General features: G+C 42.4%; 15 protein-coding genes and 1 other annotated feature (1 of these 16 only partly in view). Of the genes, 9 read left to right on the forward strand and 6 right to left on the reverse strand.

Annotated elements, in window-relative coordinates:
• Positions 1 to 199, forward strand: a binding site (T-box leader) (it extends 42 nt beyond the left edge of the window).
• A gap of 92 nt (positions 200 to 291) precedes the next feature.
• Entirely contained in the window at positions 292 to 1,533 is a 1,242-nt protein-coding gene (gene tyrS / locus JKM87_RS04905; RefSeq protein ID WP_202078540.1) for a tyrosine--tRNA ligase, read from the forward strand.
• Between the two features lie 34 nt (positions 1,534 to 1,567).
• Here tyrS and JKM87_RS04910 read toward each other — a convergent pair whose 3' ends face one another.
• From JKM87_RS04910 to JKM87_RS04920, 3 genes are all read right to left on the reverse strand, one after another.
• A complete protein-coding gene (locus JKM87_RS04910) occupies positions 1,568 to 1,777 on the reverse strand; it encodes a hypothetical protein (RefSeq protein ID WP_202078542.1) in 210 nt (69 codons plus the stop codon).
• Between the two features lie 193 nt (positions 1,778 to 1,970).
• On the reverse strand, positions 1,971 to 2,573 hold the full coding sequence (rpsD, locus tag JKM87_RS04915) for a 30S ribosomal protein S4 (RefSeq protein WP_202078544.1): 603 nt from the start codon (positions 2,571 to 2,573) through the stop codon (positions 1,971 to 1,973).
• A gap of 291 nt (positions 2,574 to 2,864) precedes the next feature.
• Positions 2,865 to 5,123: a YcdB/YcdC domain-containing protein gene (locus JKM87_RS04920; protein ID WP_202078546.1), complete on the reverse strand. Its 2,259-nt coding sequence runs from the start codon at positions 5,121 to 5,123 to the stop codon at positions 2,865 to 2,867.
• Positions 5,124 to 5,361: 238 nt separating this feature from the next.
• On the opposite strand from JKM87_RS04920, the gene JKM87_RS04925 reads away from it, so the two are divergent.
• The 4 genes from JKM87_RS04925 to refZ all read left to right on the forward strand — a co-directional run bounded on the left by JKM87_RS04925 (position 5,362) and on the right by refZ (position 8,673).
• Entirely contained in the window at positions 5,362 to 6,729 is a 1,368-nt protein-coding gene (locus JKM87_RS04925; protein WP_202078549.1) for an acyclic terpene utilization AtuA family protein, read from the forward strand.
• A gap of 2 nt (positions 6,730 to 6,731) precedes the next feature.
• The gene (locus JKM87_RS04930) at positions 6,732 to 7,100 is read left to right on the forward strand and encodes an AtuA-related protein (protein WP_202078551.1); all 369 of its coding nucleotides are present in this window, start codon (positions 6,732 to 6,734) and stop codon (positions 7,098 to 7,100) included.
• Positions 7,101 to 7,257: 157 nt separating this feature from the next.
• Complete coding sequence (locus tag JKM87_RS04935) at positions 7,258 to 7,902, forward strand: class I SAM-dependent DNA methyltransferase (RefSeq protein ID WP_202078553.1); 645 nt, start codon at positions 7,258 to 7,260, stop codon at positions 7,900 to 7,902.
• 90 nt (positions 7,903 to 7,992) lie between these two features.
• Positions 7,993 to 8,673: a forespore capture DNA-binding protein RefZ gene (gene refZ, locus JKM87_RS04940; protein WP_202078555.1), complete on the forward strand. Its 681-nt coding sequence runs from the start codon at positions 7,993 to 7,995 to the stop codon at positions 8,671 to 8,673.
• On the opposite strand, the gene hisJ is transcribed toward refZ, so the two are convergent.
• On the reverse strand, positions 8,621 to 9,436 hold the full coding sequence (hisJ, locus tag JKM87_RS04945) for a histidinol-phosphatase HisJ (RefSeq protein WP_202078557.1): 816 nt from the start codon (positions 9,434 to 9,436) through the stop codon (positions 8,621 to 8,623). The genes refZ and hisJ overlap by 53 nt on opposite strands.
• 193 nt (positions 9,437 to 9,629) lie before the next feature.
• On the opposite strand from hisJ, the gene JKM87_RS04950 reads away from it, so the two are divergent.
• From JKM87_RS04950 to JKM87_RS04960, 3 genes are all read left to right on the forward strand, one after another.
• Positions 9,630 to 11,882 carry a septation ring formation regulator EzrA gene (locus tag JKM87_RS04950; protein WP_202078559.1) on the forward strand — a complete coding sequence of 751 codons (2,253 nt, stop codon included), beginning with the start codon at positions 9,630 to 9,632 and terminating at the stop codon, positions 11,880 to 11,882.
• A gap of 166 nt (positions 11,883 to 12,048) precedes the next feature.
• Positions 12,049 to 13,644, forward strand: a complete 1,596-nt coding sequence (locus JKM87_RS04955) for a hypothetical protein (protein ID WP_202078562.1) — start codon at positions 12,049 to 12,051, stop codon at positions 13,642 to 13,644.
• A gap of 16 nt (positions 13,645 to 13,660) precedes the next feature.
• The gene (locus JKM87_RS04960; protein WP_202078564.1) at positions 13,661 to 14,353 is read left to right on the forward strand and encodes an OmpA/MotB family protein; all 693 of its coding nucleotides are present in this window, start codon (positions 13,661 to 13,663) and stop codon (positions 14,351 to 14,353) included.
• A gap of 118 nt (positions 14,354 to 14,471) precedes the next feature.
• Here JKM87_RS04960 and JKM87_RS04965 read toward each other — a convergent pair whose 3' ends face one another.
• Positions 14,472 to 15,572, reverse strand: coding sequence for a cell wall hydrolase (locus tag JKM87_RS04965; protein ID WP_202078566.1), 1,101 nt, complete (start codon positions 15,570 to 15,572; stop codon positions 14,472 to 14,474).
• A gap of 158 nt (positions 15,573 to 15,730) precedes the next feature.
• Between JKM87_RS04965 and JKM87_RS04970 the strand changes: the two genes are divergently transcribed.
• On the forward strand, positions 15,731 to 17,386 hold the full coding sequence (locus JKM87_RS04970; RefSeq protein ID WP_202078567.1) for a M20/M25/M40 family metallo-hydrolase: 1,656 nt from the start codon (positions 15,731 to 15,733) through the stop codon (positions 17,384 to 17,386).
• 3 nt (positions 17,387 to 17,389) lie between these two features.
• Here JKM87_RS04970 and JKM87_RS04975 read toward each other — a convergent pair whose 3' ends face one another.
• Positions 17,390 to 18,616, reverse strand: coding sequence for a glucosaminidase domain-containing protein (locus JKM87_RS04975; RefSeq protein WP_202078569.1), 1,227 nt, complete (start codon positions 18,614 to 18,616; stop codon positions 17,390 to 17,392).
• Positions 18,617 to 18,718 lie beyond the last annotated feature (102 nt).

Consider the following 18,718-nt stretch of genomic DNA (forward strand, 5'->3'; position numbering starts at 1 on the left):
TCAGAGAGTCGATGGGTGGTGTGAATCGATACAGAAGAAACGGTTGAATTACCATCAGGAGTAATCATGGTGAAAACATTTGCTTACACTTAAACATTAGCCATGATCGGTTAAACCGTTATCTTATATTGAGTGAGAAAGTCTGTCTTTTATAGGCACTTTCTAATTAGGGTGGTACCGCGATGATTTCGTCCCTTCTTTCTGAAGGGGCGTTTTTTATATTTTATAACACGAGTGTCATAGTTTGTACATCTAAAATAACACGATAGAATAATAAAGGAGGAAGTTTAAATGAGTGAAAGTATTCAACTAACCACAGAGCAGCAACAGGAAGTGAACCGTCAGTTTCAGACGTTAAAAAGAGGCGTTGTCGAAATCGTTCCTGAGGAAGAGCTGAAAAATAAACTTGCTAAATCAGTAGCCACAGGAGAACCTCTAAAGGTGAAACTAGGCCTAGACCCCACCGCACCAGATATTCACATCGGTCATACGGTCGTCATTAATAAACTGAGACAATTCCAAGACTTTGGTCACCGTGTACAATTGCTGATAGGGGATTTTACTGCCCAGGTTGGTGATCCCACTGGGAAATCAGAAACGAGAAAACAGCTCACACCAGAAGAGGTTGAAGAAAACGCCAAGACCTACATCCGCCAATACGGAAAAATATTAGATATGTCTAAGACCGATCTTGTGTATAACAGCAAGTGGCTGTCTGAGTTGAAGTTCGCCGATGTATTAGAGCTAGCTGGTACGATTACAGTTGCTAGAATGCTCGAGCGAGATGACTTTGAGAAGCGCTATACATCAGGGCAAGCGATTAGCGTGCACGAATTCTTCTACCCGTTAATGCAAGGGTATGACTCTGTCGCCTTAGAATCAGATATAGAATTAGGCGGTACAGATCAGAAGTTTAACTTGCTCATGGGGCGTCATCTGCAAGAGAAATTTGGAAAACCAATGCAGGTGGCAATGACAACACCGTTACTTGAAGGATTGGACGGTGTGAAGAAAATGAGTAAAAGTCTTAACAACTACATCGGTATAGACGAAGCGCCTCAAGAAATGTACGGCAAGGCGATGTCCATACCAGATGATCTGATGTTAAAATACTATGAACTCACAACGCGTGCGACGAGTGAGGAATTATCAGCGCTTGAGTCTGATTTGGAAGAAGGAACCGTCCATCCGAGAGATGCCAAAATGCGTTTAGCTTATACCCTTGTTGAAATGTATCACAGCAAAGAAGAGGCTGAGAAAGCAGAGGCTCACTTCAAGACGGTGTTCCAAAAACGTTCACTACCAACGGATATACCGGAGCAAGCATGGACAGGTGAACCAACAGTCACAATTGTTGACCTCATCTCTCAATTTGGCATGGTCCCTTCTAAAGGTGAAGGAAGAAGAATGGTCCAACAGGGAGCCGTTAAAGTAAATGAAGAAAAGGTGGAAGACATTAAAGCAGAAATTACGCCTGTGCCCGGCATGATTGTCCAAGTAGGGAAAAGGAAATTCGTCAAAGTGAGTGAGTAAATAAAAAACCTGAACGCCTTGATAAACAAGATGTTCAGGTTTTTTTAATACCCTTACCTAATTTCCAACTAAAATAACTTATAACTGTTGCTAAAATTATAGGAATCCAAGGACTTCTTGCTTCGAAAATTATGCCATCAGGTTTTACTTCTCTATAATAGAAGGTCATGAGCCAATCTATATTAAACACTTCTCCAATAAAAGAGAAAAACAGAAAAGCCAAAAAGAAACTAAGAATAGACATATAATATGGCATATATTTCATAAGTGTAGACACCCCTTCTTTTCTATATTTCACCATACTATAAAATTAACACGACATAAATTAACAATCTTTAAGTAAATAGCCTTTTCAAAATGACATTGGCTAATGGATAACAAAAAAGGTCGGAGATTTCTCCGACCTTTTTGACGTCCAATTTATTCGTGGTAATTGATTAACGAGAGTAGAACTCAACGATAAGAGATTCTGTAATCTCAGCAGGTAGTTCACTGCGCTCTGGTAGGCGAGTGTAAGTACCTTCAAGGCTATTCTCGTCTAGAGAAAGATATTCTGGTAAATGGTTACGGCTTTCTAGTGCATCCTTAACCACGTCTAAGTTTCTAGACTTTTCACGAAGTCCAATAACATCTCCGACTTTGACACGGTAGGAAGGGATGTCTACTTTTTTACCGTTAACAGTGATGTGACCGTGGTTCACAAGCTGACGAGCAGCACGACGCGTACGGCCAAATCCTAAACGATAAACAAGGTTGTCTAGGCGAGATTCAAGAAGGATCATGAAGTTCTCACCAATAACGCCAGGCATTTTACCAGCGTCATCGAATAGACGACGGAATTGACGTTCGTTCAAACCGTACATATGACGTAGCTTCTGTTTCTCCTGAAGCTGAATCCCATATTCGCTAAGTTTTTTACGTTGTGTTGGACCGTGTTGTCCTGGAGCGTAAGGACGCTTCGCTAATTCTTTACCAGTACCGCTTAGGGAAATACCTAAACGACGACTTATTTTCCAAGTTGGACCTGTGTATCGAGCCATTTAAGAACTCTCCTTTCAAATTATGAAGAAATATTCATAAGAAAGGATAACAAGTGGTAATCTCACACATATGCTATTTTGTTTTGTTTAGCACGTTCGCCCTGATAGCGAGAGTTACTAGTGCACCTTTGAATATAACAGCCGCGTTCAAAGGAACAAAATAGTGAGGGTCATATGGTGCTCACCCTAGCTATCTTTTCCTATATCACAAAGAACATTTTATCTCTTTTCTGGGGGCAAAGTCAAGTCATTGCAGGTGTTCATTAACTGACCAAAAGCTGGGCTTATTTTTTATGAAGCAAACTCATGACGTTTTTCTAAGAAACGTTGGAAAACCGTCGCAGCCTCAGCGCGTGTCATCTCTCTCTTCGGTGAGAATTGACCATTTTGTAGGGTGAGGATATCCAGATGAGAGACGATGGCCGCATGACCGGAATGCTCTATAGCTTCATGGTCATGAGCGTCTAAGTTAAAAAGGTCTTTCTGCTGAGCAAGCTTATCATAGCCTAAAGCACGAACCACAAGGACAGCCATATCTTCTCTCGTGAGGACATCTTCAGGGTTAAATTGACGGTCTTCTGGATCTAAGATATTAAGATCAACAGCAGCCTCAACGTATTGGAAGTATCGTGATGATGCGGCGACGTCTTCAAAGCTAGCGTCATGGTTCAGACCATAATGCCCTCTAAATGTCCCTCGGTTCATAGCAAGGATAAGCATCTTGATCATTTCGCCACGTTTAATTTTTTCATTCGGTCGGACGTGCCCGTTTTCATCTGTGTCGATGGCACGGTAATCGTACATCATCATAAGTGCGTCCTCTGCCCAGTGATTATCTATATCCGTTGGTGTGATACGGTTTAAGTTGACCGCTTCACCTGAGTATAACGTATGCCACTCTCCCGTTTCTGCATTTAAGAAAAGGGGTTCTGTATGGTTCGGCAGACGTAGCTCATAGACGAGCTTAGCTTCATGTACATCCTTGGTGTAGTCTCGGTCAGCTTGATATTGCAATGTGATGTTGGATTGTTCAAGGATTTCATTCAACGCTTCTTCCTGCTCAATGACTTGATCGGGTTTAGGAAGTGATTGAGCAGGCATTCTTGGTGCACTAAAGTTAACGATGTCACCGGTGTACTGATTGATCGTCACTGATGTAGGGTGATTTCCGATGAGGACATCATTTTCTTTTGCGATCAATCTCACATGAGCAAGTGGCCCTTGATCATTTCGTTGAAGGCTGCCATCAATATAAAACGTACTGTGGGCTGTTTCCGGCGATAACTTTGCAGTCGTACTGATCACTTTATTAATCAGCTCTTCATCGGATAGCGATTGCTGAGCCTCATCTTGGTCCGTTTCAATGTCACGGCTACTTTCATTTAAAAAGTCATAGATTTTTCCTGTATGTGTATCTACGGACACGTATCCCCAGTAATGTTGACCTTCTTCTTGGTTTTGTGGCTCGAACTGAAAATTCCATACACTTCGCCCGTTATAATCGTTAGAAGAATAGCTGCTAGAAGACACTTTCACCGCCGACTCATCGATAGGTGTGACTTCAAGAACGTGTTGAAGTGCTTCTTCCTCCGTTAGCTCTGCACCCCCACTAAAGTGAGCTTCTAAAGGTTCCTCCGAAATCGGGACATAGGTGGGTTCCGTATTATCAATCACATCCAAGCTTTGATTTAATGGCTCTCCAGAACGAGCGTCAACGTAAGAAATACTACTAGGGTGACCTGTGTTCCACCGATAGCTAAGGTAAACGGTGTCATCTTCACTCCGTTCCGGTTCTATATAGTATAATTCCAGCTGGTTAGAACCAAGCGACTGATAAGTATCGATGACGTTTTCTTCTACAATTTCCGCTTCATGCTCGGGGAATTGAACTTTTTCATCCCATTCACTGTATAAGCTGACAACATGACCATCCGTTGTCACTTCAACGGTAATATAGTGTTGAGGAAAAGGGACACCATCGTGCATACGTACATATTGAAAGCGATAAGTGTCAGAGGAATCAATGATCGGGAGGTCCTCCTCAAGCCCGAATGGATCGTAGGTCACAAGACTGCTTTTAGTGGGGAGAACGTCCTCTATAAATGCATTAGAAATGGCTTCTGCTTCCCCTTTAGACACAGTAGGTGGATAGGAAGGGGTCTCTAACTCTCTATCGTAGTGATGAAAGTTCACTAATTCACCTGATAAGGCGTTGAGGGAGACTCTGATTTCTCCGACCATGTTTTCATCCTCTTGTTTTGTGAAGGTCACGTGCCAAGTAGCGACGGTGTTCCATTGGTTAGCTGATTGATATCTCGTATTTTGGACTTCGTACCCACTCGGGATTGAGATAAGCTCCTGTGCTTTGATAACAGCCTGCTCTCTTTCTAAAGCGCCTTCATCAGGTTGCTCATCTATTTCGCTCTGAATGTTAAGGTACATTTGCTTCTGTTTTTCGTCAAATGACTGTGCAAATGTTGGCATAGCAGGGAGCGTTACAAGCGTCGTACTTAATGTCATGGCAACAACAGGCTTCACATACCATTTCATAAACTAAAAACCTCCTAGTATTCTACTAAAATTTTATAAAGTTATAACGCAATAAGACTGTTTACATTATGGTAGACATCCTAAAAAGAAAAAAGGTTGCAGCACAAAGTGAAAAATTTTCCTGAAATTAATCAGAAAATTTGATATAATGACATTATGAGCGAGCGTTCAGTCATTAATGTTTGACTTAATTAGAAAGCGCTTACAATTAGAGGAGAATGATGACAGGAGGGATAAGATGAATAAGGTAAGAATTGGCGCTGGCCAAGGGTTTTACGGTGATACAATACACGGAGCTTTAAATATGGCCAAATATGGGGATGTTCAGTACATATGCTTTGATTGTTTAGCTGAATTGACCATGGCCATTTTACAAAAAGACAAATTGAAGGACCCCTCAAGAGGGTATACAAAGGACATTAAAGTCACGGCTAAGACGTTACTGCCTTATGTGAAGGAAAAAGGCATTAAACTGATCACCAACGCAGGGGGAATTAACCCAGAAGGTGCGAGAGATGAGGTTATGCGCATAGCAGAAGACATGGGGATCTCAGGTATTAAGGTGGGGATTGCCAGCGGTGACAACATTTATCCTATCTTAGAAGAACTGCAAAACAAAGGCATATCATTAGAGGATTATGATACGGGTGAACCATTTACCAAGGCGAAGGAAGAGATTCTATTCGCCAGCGCTTACCTCGGTGTTTGGCCCATTGTCAAATGCTTAGAAGAAGGAGCAGATATTGTAATCACAGGGAGAACCACAGATACAGCACAATTCTTAGCCCCATTGATTTACGAATTAGGATGGAAGAAAGACGATTGGGATTTGCTAGGTCAGGGGATCTTACTTGGCCATTTAATGGAATGCTCAGGTCAGGCTACTGGCGGTAACTTCAGTGGGGATTGGTGGAACATCCCTGATATGGAGAACATCGGTTATCCTATCGCCGAAGTATACGAGGATGGGACATCTTATATGACTAAGCCTGAGAACACAGGGGGAAGAGTGTCGGTGGACACGTTAAAGGAGCAGTTTTTATATGAAATCCACGACCCTACACATTATATCACCCCCGACGTGATAGCCGATTTTAGCGGGACCGCCTTTGAACAAGTGGAAGAGAATAAGGTGAAGATATCAGGGGTTAAGGGAAAACCGAAGCCTGACACACTGAAAGCGATCATGGGGTATTCAAACGGATATATGGGGCAGGGATTAATCGGTTACTCCTGGCCGGACGCTTTACAAAAAGCGAGAAAGGCGGACGAGATTGTACGCAAGCAAATATCTCTATATGACATGAACGTGAAAGACATCCACACCGAATTTATTGGATATAACTCCATCCACGGGCCATTGGCTACACCCGTAGATGAGGATAACCTCAATGAAATATATTTGCGAGTAGCCGTTCATACGGAGACAAAGGAAGAAGCGTCTCAATTCGGCAGGCTCTTCCCGCCATTAGCCTTGAACGGACCCCCGTTTGTGGGAGGGCTCGCCAATATGTTTTCAGTAAGACAACTATTGGGCTTATGGTCTGTGTTAATACCGAGGGAAGAAATAGAAGATAGAGTCACAACAGACGTGAAGGAGGTTTAACTGTGGCCAAAGTACAATTACGTTACGTTGCACAAGCACGTTCAGGAGACAAGGGTAACACTTGTGACTTAGGATTATTTGCCAGAACACCGGAAATGTATGAAGTATTCAAACAAGAAGTGACGTCAGAAAGGGTCAAAGCTCACTTCAAGGATATCGTTGGAGGCAGAGTGGAACGCTATGAAGTGGATAATATCTACGGGCTAAAGTTTGTCCTCGAAGATGCACTGGGGGGCGGGGCGCCATCCTCTCTCAGAACGGATAACTTAGGTAAATCCTTTGGTTCTAACCTGCTTCGCATGGAGATTGATGTACCTGATCATTTGTTAAATGAAGCACACTGTGTGAGGCAACCCCCGGCTGTTTCTTAAAGCTATTATTCTTCTCATGTCATTTAAATATTTTTCCCAAAGCAGACACAAACGTCTGCTTTTTTTTGCCCATAATAATGACAAACGCATCCCATATTGTGTATCATATAAATACATAAAATCATATCAATTTACTATGGATTGAAGGAGGATGGTCATGAAAAACGACTTTAATGAGCTGTTTGACCAGTGGGCACCCGTTTATGATCAGACCGTCCACGATACAACGGGAGAGTATCAGGAAGTCTTTGAAGGATATGAGGATATTCTGAGCCGTGTCGTAGCAGAAATACCAGCAGGAGGCTCAAGAGTTTTAGAATTTGGTGTGGGAACAGGTAACTTATCGGAGAAGATACGAGAGCAAGGCTATGAGTTAATAGGGGTAGAACCGTCAGCCGAAATGCGACGCAAAGTAACAGAGAAGGGGATTCCAATAGATCTAAGGGAGGGGAGTTTCTTAGATATTCCCTTACAAAAGAACGAAAAAGTAGACGCCATTGTGAGCACCTACGCCTTTCATCATCTTACCTTAAAGGAGAAAGAAACCTCCCTGAGTAAAATGAAGGCTTTTCTTAAACCAGGTGGTGTGATTGTTTTTGCTGATACGGTATATCAAAATGAAAATACAAAACAAGACATACTAACAAGGGTCAAGGCCCAGGATAAACCGAACCTTCTCAAAGATTTACAAACGGAGTATTATGAAACGATTGATGACTTACGTACCGAATTTGAGCGTAACGGGTTCAGCGTTACATTCGATCGTTTAAACCGTTTTGTTTGGCTCATCAAAGCATACTAAAGTGAAATATTTATATTTTCAAAAGGAAAATACCCTGCTCGTCACGAAAAAGTTTACAATCAACATGTTTTCGTACGGGAGGGTCTTTTTATGGTGGTCAAAACTTCAATCAGGAAGACGGGAGAACAGAGAAGATCAACTCAAAAAGCCAAAGACAAAATTATCGAAGCAGCAACCGATCTGTTTTACTTTGAGGGGTTTAAATCAACAACCGTACGACAAATTGCTAAGAAAGCTTCAGTCAACCCCGCTCTCGTATCTTATTATTTTGGGAGTAAAAAGGGATTGCTAGAAGCATTGATGGTCAATTTCTATGAATCATACTTTGAGGTTCTCGAATCTCAGAGGAAAATGTTATCGGAGCAGCAAGACGTCCACCACAAGCTGTTATCACTGGTGAACGTTGCCTTTAATTATTTGTTTGAATCGTACAAAATGACACGGTTCATATACAGAGAACTTACTTTAGATTCGATGCTCATACGTGAAGTGATGAGCACCTACATCTCAAAAGAGAAGTATTATTATCTCTCTGTCATGGAGGAAGCATTGGAAAAGGAACAAATCAGCGCAATCGATATAGAAATGGTGGTCCTTCAAATATTAAATATCCTGTACATGCCTTTTTTGCAGCCACAGGTGATACGGGAAGTGTATCATATGGAACCACTTAGCATGACGTTTAAAAAGCGCTACTACGATCAACTTTCGGGCTGGATTACGTTTTATCTAGCCTCTCAAACCGTGCAAACTCAGACCCTACATCCTTAGGGTCGTGTGCGTCAGAACCGTAAATAAAAGGGATGTCAAGCTTAAGGGCTTCTTGTAGAACATCCTCACTGGGATAAATGTCGCGACAATGTTCTTTCCTTAGTCCTGCTGTATTGAAATCAAGGGTATATCCATATTTCCTCACAAGGTCTAAGACATACATCAGTTGTCCCCACCATTTATCCTTATTTTTTGGTCTGAATATTTGCTTGAACTTTTCAATCAACGTTATATGTCCAATTCTCTTCGGTTTATATGTTCCGAGATCTGCAAGAACGGCTTTTTCTAAGGTGTTGTAATATTGCAAGTAGACGTCGTCAACCGTACCGTAAAAAGGGATCAAGTCCGTCGAGAATTGATCGGCACTATAATCTAGGCAAGTCCAGTGTTGTCCAACGGGTAGGAAGTGTACGGACAGGATCGCATCATCCAATTGAGGGCCAACATGCTCAAGTAACGCTTGCGTTTGAGCCTCATAGCCTGTGATATAATCGATCTCTAATCCCGTTAAGATTTCAATCTCTGACTGATATTTTTTTTTCAACCGTTCACATTCATATAAGTAAGGCTCTAAATCACACATTCTCATCGCGCTGTCCTGTTGTGGCACTGGGTCGGTAAAACCTTGGGGTAAAGGGGCGTGTTCCGTTATACTATAGCGTTCAAATCCTTTACGAATGGCTTGTTCAATGTATGACTCTAGCGCTGCCTGACTGCCGTGTGGACAGAAGGGGCTATGTGTGTGTGCATCCCACTTTAACATATCAACTGTCTCCTTTTCATTTTGCTAGAAATATTTTATCATTTACTTAACTAATCAAAAAATTATACAAGCTTGAGACGTGGTTGAAAAGGATTATCACTAAAAAAGAAAAAGGTCATAAACAATAAAGAGAAAATGAGGATATTAATGATAAATGATCATTTTAACTCTCAGTGGAAAGGACTTTCATTCTATGAAGAACGTAAAGAAGCCCATACTTTCGTTACTTTTAGTCGTTTGTTTTTGTGTCGCAAGCTTTGGATACGCTCAAGCCTCCCCTGAATATCCACCACACGAAGATGGACATATTATAGACCCTCACCAGCATTTGCAGGACTCGTCGAAAAGGCTGCATGAACAGAGGCTAGAAAACTTACCACGTACTTACCAAATCGTCTTTATTGGCGAACAGGAAGAGGAAGGACATACATACGCTCAGCAATTGTTTGATTTCTATGACTTGGATGACGAGAGTGTTTTATTCGTTATAGAAGTGGATAAGCAGTATCAACTCACCTATGCACTTGGGCCTGCTGTGGAGGCGAAGGGTCTTACAGACGACATCATGAATCAAAAAATGGAAGACCACTACCTTCCGAGCGTACGAGATGGTGAGCCACTAAGTGGTGTGAGTATGTTTATCCAATCAATAGAAAAGGAGCTAGAGGATCTTAGAAACGCTCGAGAGCAGGAAGCAAGGGTGGCAGTCACAGATGACAATACACCCACGGAAGAGACGAACGACGCTTCTCTACCTTGGTGGATGTGGGTACTTATAACCCTTATAGGGGCGCTCTTTGTGTTCTTTATCGTGAGTTATGTTTATCGTCGGCGGTTGATTCATCTTGTTGATGATTTAGAAAGGTGGAAGATGACCTTAGAGAATCGTCCATTTTCCGAAGAACTGTCTAAGATTAAAGGGTTAAAACTATCAGGTGAAACAGAATCCAGGTTTGATCAATGGAAAGAAGAATGGGACCAACTGATGATGAACACATTGCCTGATATCGAGGAAATTCTTATTGATATTGAAGACGATGCTTACAGCTATCATTTTATCCGAGCGAAACATAAGGTGAATGAGGCACGGCACAAATTACAGGATATTGAAGAAACTTTTACGCGGATCATGGATGAAGTCCAAGCGCTGACCACGAGTGAACAGCAGAACCGAGAAAAGATAACAAAGCTCCATGAACAGTATCAAAAAATAAAGATGGGCTTAACTCAAAATAGTGTTCGTATGGGGATATCCTTACCGTACTGGGATGAAAAATTTAAAAAGGCACATGACTGGTTTCTACAGTTTCAATCCGCTCAGGATAATGGTGACGTCCTGACAGCCAATGAGTATGCGCAAGCGATAGAAGAGATATTCGCAGAATTGCTTGATGCTGTGGAAAGAACCCCCGCCTATATCCAACAAATCGAAGAGGTCCTTCCACAGACATTAAAGGAGCTAGAGTTAAATATACAGGATATGGTGGAGAAAGGGTACCACATATCAACAGAAGTACAGGAGATGCTTTCTCATCTGAAAAAGAGTAAAACGGAAGTCATCTCTTACATGGAAAAGGGTCAATTGAATGAGATGCGGGACTGGATCGTCACTCAAGAGGAATGTATTGAACAGATCTATGAACAACTAGAGGAAGACGTGCATTTACGCCAAACGATAATGAGTAAATGTCAAACGTTATCTGATGACATGGAGAAAAAATATGCGGCGTATCAAAGTCTAGATAAAGATATACACAAAACGAAAGATTCTTATGCTTGGGATAAAGAGTGGCAGGAGCAAGAAACGAAGCTTGATCAAATATGGGAAAACATGGTCAATCATTATACAGACATAATAGAGACAGAGGCACCCGAAAAGCATTATCTACAATTGAAACCCAAAATAGAGTCGTTTCGTGAACTAGAGGAAGCTTTTGACCAACACTTTATGGCATTACGTGACATCATAGAAACGGTGAGAGAAGAGGAAATGAACGCTAGAGGCCAAAGTGCAGAGTTAAAACAGACCTTGATCAGACTGGTTTCAGCTTTAAGAAAGAGCAATATACCGGGCATACCAGAACATGTGAACACGGGTCTAACGATGGCAGAGGAAGTAGTAGAAGAATTGCAGGCACAGTTTGAACAAACACCATTAGATATGGGCAAGATTAATCATCTTTTACAGGAGGCGAGCAATCAGGTCGCCTCCGTCACTCAGGTGACTCAAACGGTGATCAAACAAGCCATGCAATCAGAACAACTTATTCAATACGCTAACCGATACCGCAGACAATATCCACAAGTTGTAGAGATATTAGAAGAGGCCGAAGCGCGTTTTCGAACCTATCAATACAGTGAGTCCCTAGAGATGGTCGAAAGTGCCCTAAATGAGATAGACCCTGAATGGCAGGAGAAAATCGAGTGGGAAGAAAAAACAGGATAATCATGTGCTTAGCTTAGTGCTCTTACTTTTATAAGACGATCTCTAGTGAGATTGTCTTTTTTTTCATGTTTAGACAGTCCAAGCATATATTTGAACATAGATGTGCTTTTCCTTTTTTCTAATGTAGTGGAGAGTGCGTTCAACTCATCTAGAAGGGGGATAAAAAATGGAGCTGAGCCAAGGACTGATATGGCTACTAGGTCTCATAGGTGTGATCGGCGTTATAGCGGTTATCGGTAATATACAGCTTTACGTGTTTTACCGCAAACGTCTTAAGGAGTTGGGTCACTTTGAATCATCTCAGTCTTTAGAAACCCAACAGGTACCTGGTCATATGGGTATCATACAAGCGATAGTAAATGAGTATACAACCTACCGCAGTAAGGGCATTGAGTGGATGAATAGCCAAGCGCTCGTTGAAAAAAACGTACTCAACCAACCCATCCTGTTTCTAGGTGTCTGTCGTTTACCCGTCGGAGTGCTAGAACGCATTGTTCTCCAAGTACCATCATGGGTCATGATACTAGGCTTACTCGGTACATTCTCAGGCTTAACGATGGCTTTATTCGCAATGCAAAATACATTACTGCAGATCGGGACAGATACAGGGGAAGAGATGATCAGTGTCGCCACCATTGTCGCCGCCATCGCTGAACCTTTTAGAGGTATGAGTATGGCATTCGTCACGAGTATAGCTGGGATCGGGACCGCTTTTGTCCTCCACGTTTTACAATCAGGTTTCCTTTCTCGCTTAGGGATAGGGCCTAGCTTTATACAGGAGAAGGACACTTTTTTTATACGCTGTGAAAGTTTCCTTGATCATGAAGTACAACATTATGTTCAACAGTCCAAACCAAAGGATTCATTAGAAAAAATACTGGATCGTTTGGCCCAAAAAGTTCAGGAAAGCTTCGCACAGAGTGTCGCTGCCTTTGGTGATGAGATGCTCACATTGACACAGAAATTAGACGATAATGTCACAGAACTACAAACGCTAATCACAGACTCGAAACAGTTTACTAACGAATTTCACCAAGGAACAGGGGCGCTTACCGAATTTGGGCAGGTACTCAAAGACACCATCGGCCAATTTCAACATAATGAGAGTCAAGTTGCCGGGCGTACGGAGCAGTTAGCGAAACAGATTCAGCAACTTAATCAAGAGATTAAGCAATGGACAACCAAAAGTGCTGATGGTCAACTCGCTTTCCAAAAGATGATTGATCGCTCGGAACAACTCATCCAGCAGTCCTTCCGTCAGAGTGAAGAGATGTTTCAAGCTTTCCGACAACAACAGGAGCATATGCAACACCAATTCGCAGAGAAGTTGGCGACACAACAGCGTGAACTCAGTCAGACACAAGACGAGTGGTTCTATCGTTATCAGGAGAAAAATGATCAATTTTCACGCGCTGCTGAATCTTTTGGGCAGGCTGTTACACACCTTGAGAGACAATGGCAGGACGGACTTGAGCGTTTTAAAAGAGATGTCAGTAGTCAATGGGGGCAATTACTAGATAAATATTTCGGTCGACAAATGGGACATAATACGCAGGATCAAGAATTAAGGGAGGTTTTAAGAGCATTAGAATCCATCAATCTCTTACTTGAGCGTGAATTTGAGAATATCTATCGATTCTCTCAGGACGCCAATCAGGTACTATATACGTTATACGAATGGGGACGTTCTCAAATGTCACCACGAACCGCTCGTTATGAAGAGGAAGTAGGGCGACCTGTCGTTCGTGAACGTCGATACTAAAGAGGGGTGATGGCGAATGAGGCGAAGAAAAAATTTTAGACACGCACACACAGATCAGCCTTCTTTTTGGCCTTCATTTACTGATATGATGAGTACCATTGTGCTTGTCATGTTATTCGTTGCACTCATCGCTTTTATACAAAGCATCTTTGACGCTTATGAACAGAGAGAGATACGTAAAGAATTGGCGAAGGTGGCCTCTGTCAAAAAACATGTATCGGACCTTATACAGCACGAATTAGAAGAAAAAGTAGGAGAGGACCAGGTTGTAAGGGGGCCTAATAATACGATCTCCATAGAGGGCGATATACTGTTTGAAACGGGGAGTGCCGAAATCAGTGCGAGAGGGAGAGAAATACTGCAGCCACTTGCGCACGCATTTGAGGAAATACTGACACAGGAAGATATTAGTGAATACTTATATATCATCCTGATTGAAGGACATACAGACAGTGTCCCATATGATAATTGGACTCTGTCTTCCGAGCGGGCCGTTGCCGTAGTAAAGTATCTATTGTCCATTAACCCAAATCTCAACCGTGAGGAGCTAGCTCAGTACTTTGCTGCAACAGGTTACTCAGAATATCAACCCGTCGCAGAAGGAATGGATTCAGAGAGCCTTCGACAGAATAGACGTATCTCTTTTCAAATTATCCTTGATGATGATACATGGCAAGAGCACCTTGTTAATCTTATGTCCCAAGAATAAGGCACTTTTCCCGCAAAAGCACTTTAAACATTGTATGGTGTGAAAAGGCGTTTCGTAATGTAGCCGTAATGGCAAAAAAGCACAAAGTTAAAAGGACTCCGAATGGGAGTCCTTACAACTAATATGCGAAGCGGTGTTGTCCAATCGTAACCGCTTCCGTCCTCGTTCTAATCCACGAGTCATTGCTGATTCTAGGGTTAAAGAAATACAAGGCACCGTTTGTCGGATCTTCACCATTTAGAGCAGCATGGGCCGCTTTAATAGACTCCTCAGAAGGGGTGACGCGATAAATTCGACCATTTCCCACTGGGGAGAATTGATAGACATGACTTGTCCGTTGGAAAATAACGTCTTTGATTGAGTCTGGAAACCATTCATGTTCCACTCGATTCATAATCACGCCCCCGACGGCTACTTTACCTAGGTACGGTTCACCTTCAGCTTCCGCTTCAATGATCTTTGATAACCACTCTAATGTCTCCTTACTAACGTGGGTTGTATCTTGGTGATTCACTCTCGCTGAAGCAGCATCAAGATTATCGTTCGTCTTTCTACTCGTCTTTTTCGTGTCTTCCTTTGACTTGTTTTGATCTAGATTTAAATTAAATTGAACGTCTCTTGCTTCAATAACAGATTTAAAATTAGGGTACATTCGACGCTTCTCCTCTATTGTATATTGAGGGACCGCGTATCGATCTTCTTCCTTATGACCCACTGTATCTTCTTGCTCTGAGTCCCGCTTTGATTCAGACTGCTGGTCTTCCTGTGTATCCTGTTCTTTCTCTTCATCGTCTGCCCCATCTGTCTGTTCTTTCGTTGGTATCTTAATGATTTGTCCAATTTGCAATACTTGTGTCATGTCTAGTTGGTTTGCTTCCATTAGGGTATAAATGGATACATCGAATTTGGCCGCTAAATTCCAAAGGTTATCACCTCTTTGGACAATATAACGGTCACCTGTCACCTCATAGACCGGTATTTTAATTTCTTGGCCAACATGGATAAGATCGTTTTCTAATTGGTTTATCTGCTTTAATTCGTTGATTTCAACTTTATACTCCTGGGCTATAGACCATAGGGTATCTCCAGATTGAACGGTATGTATTTGTTCATCTGTCGTATTCGCATAAGCCATACGCTGGTCCATAACCGTTTGACTCATGATAAAACATACGATGAACGAACTGACAACCAACCATTTCACTCGTTTTCCATTCATGGTTTGCTCCTCCTTTTGCAAGTGGATATAATGGATGTAGTGTGAACATTCAGTTAAAAGAATTTTGAGAAAAAACTGAACGACTCACTATCAATCTCTCCATTTTTAAAAGTTTTATACATCATTAATAGATTTTGAAGCAGAAGAGGAGAAGGAAAATGCAGATTAATAGAGCCGAATTAGAACAATTATTAAAGGATTTGATTCAGCAAGAAAGCGTCGTTAATACAGAGGGTGAGCGTCAAATCGCTGAGAATATCTACGCTTTTCTCAAACAACTTCCTTACTTTCAAAACAATCCTACGCATGTTGAATTAACAGAAACGTATCTTGATAAAAAGTGGAGATACAACGTTGTCGCCTATGTTAGGGGAAAAGTGATGGAGAATAATGACACTGTCATTTTAATGGGGCATCTCGATACGGTCGGAACGGACGACTTTGGCAAGCATCAGTCAATGGCCACAGATCCTGATAAGGTTAAAAAGGTCCTTCAGCAAAAGGGCACGCCCCAAAACGTTCAAGCTCATGCCTCTTCACAAGAGTGGATGTTTGGTAGAGGAAGCTTAGATATGAAGAGTGGTGTTGCGAGTCATCTGTATATCCTAAAGTATTTCTCAGAACATATCTCTGAATTAAAAGGAAATGTCATGCTCGTGATCACCTGTGACGAGGAGGACAGCTCACATGGCATACGTTCAGCATTAAAAGACATCAGGAGATTAAAGGAAAGAGAGGGTTTTTCCTACATTGCCGCGGTGAACTCCGATTACACATCCCCACGTTACGAGGGAGATGAAAACCGGTATATATACGTCGGTACGGTTGGAAAGCTACTTCCGACCTTTTTCGTCGCTGGAAAGGAAACACACGTAGGACAAGTGTTTGAAGGGTTTGATCCCAATCTCATGATCTCAGAGCTGACCAAGGAAATTGACTATAATCCTTTACTATGCGATGAATGGTTTGGGGAATGGACATTGCCACCGGTGACTCTCAAACAAACGGACTTGAAACCATTTTATGACGTACAAACACCACTAACCGCTTTCGTGTACTACAATTTCTTTGTCCATTCGTGGTCCCCGAAGCAAGTGCTACAAAAGTTAAAAGTTCATGCCGATAAAGCCTTTCGGCGGGCCATAGAGGCGTATCAAGATCGTTATGAAACGTATTGTAAGCTGAGTGGAGATCCGTACGAACCTATGCAAATACAGCCAAGGGTTTATACCTTCGAGGAGTACTACGAGTGGATGACATTGACGCATGGAGCAGCATTTGAAGAAGAGATTGGCAGAAGGTGCAAAGAACTGGCGAACAACTCAGACATAGATATTCGCCAGTACGCCTGTCGTATGGTTGAAGAGATTTGGAAGTGGGATCACACGAAAAACCCTGTCATGATATTATTCTATTCAAATTTGTATATTCCGCGTATTGCTATTTCACGTGATACACCTGAAGGGGATCGTCTGATGACAGCGATAGAGGATGCGGTGGAACAGGTCCAGCCGATGTACAACAAAAACATCGAGATCAAACAATTTTTTCCCTATATCTCAGACATGAGCTATGTCGCCTTAAGTGATGACGAAGAAAGCATTATGACATTAGAAAAAAATCTCCCAACATGGGGAGAGGCCTTTCGTCTCAATGTTGAAGATATACGTGCACTCAATGTACCTGTGTGTAATATTGGGCCATACGGCTTTGACGCACATAAGAAACATGAACGCGTTGAACTGACGTATTCCCTTGAAACCGTTCCTCTATTAACTTACAGTGTCATTCGTCATCTGTTTGCAGGCTCATAGAGATCAATTTTTTTGACGCCATTGATGATAACGATAGATGAGCGTCACGACCTGTTCCCTAGTGGCCGGTTGTCTTGGGTTAGACCCGTCTGTGATTCCGATCTCTTTGGCCCAGTTCCACGCTTCCTTCGCATAAGGTGTAGGTTCTGATGGACTCGGCTGTGGTGACGGGTTGGGCTGATCATTTTGGGCAATACGTGTCTTCAGTTGACTTAGTGGAAAGAATTCACCTGGACAGGAAGTGCTCGCACCGGACATTCCCCCATGCCCACGAATCCATTGAGCCTGTGGATACAATGCTTGTAAGTCCCGTATGAGTCTTATGCCAGCCTGCATTTGTTCCTGTGGCATCTGGCGATCAACCCCTTGCCTCTGACTAGGGTGAAAATTACCTTCAAAACAAACCCCAATCGTACGGCTGTTAGAGTTTCTTTCATGCGCACCGATAGCCCAATGGGGCCGTCCTTGCCATACTTGCCCATTTTTACGAATATAAAAGTGGTAGCCTATACCGTTCCACCCGTTGTTCAGATGTAATTGGTGGATTCTTTCAACACTGGCTTCATGCCAAGCGGGATGGTGTACGACGATGCCTTCTGTACGCTCACGACGAGTATGAGCATTCGGAAAGTTTAAGTTAGCGTTGCGCACATACGCCAGTGAGGGCTGGCTTTGAATGTGTACATCGTCCTGAGCGGCATGATTTGAGGGGCCTTTTTGGGTGCTTTGTTGTTGGGTTTGTTGTTTCTCTTGCTGTGCCATTTGTTGTTCTGAGCGAACAGCCTCGTCAATGTTATGCCAGCCGTTTTCCTTGATCAAACGTTGAAGCTTTTGCGCGTACTCAGGATCGGTTGCATAGCCTGCTTCTTGTAATAATTGAGTAGCCTCAGTATAATCCTGTGCTTGAAAGACAGCTTGGTAGCGTTCACGGTTGCGCAAGTACTGTGTGTGGTCGCGGATCGATGCTTCTATGGAAGGATATTTTCTGAAAACGGATTTGACTGTACGCCACCCTTCCTCACTATACTCCCTGGATTCTATTGTCATACTTCCTGCTGGGCCTTGCCCTTTTAATCCATATACATTATTCGCTTCTTGGGCTAGACGACTTTGTCCCCACCCGGACTCTAAGCAAGCTTGTGCGATTTTTATACTCGCCAATATATGATGGCGCTTCATTTCTTCACGACAATAAGCGGCGATGGACTTAACAAAATCCTCTTTATTCATATAATATCATCACCTGTCCGTGTTTTTTTAAATTGCCTTACACTATCAGTCTATGGTCTGAATCAATGTTTGATTATAAAATGGTTAGCGATTTTGGCAGAT

This window comes from Caldalkalibacillus salinus (genome assembly GCF_016745835.1).
GTDB classification, from domain to species: Bacteria; Bacillota; Bacilli; order Caldalkalibacillales; family JCM-10596; genus Caldalkalibacillus_A; species Caldalkalibacillus_A salinus.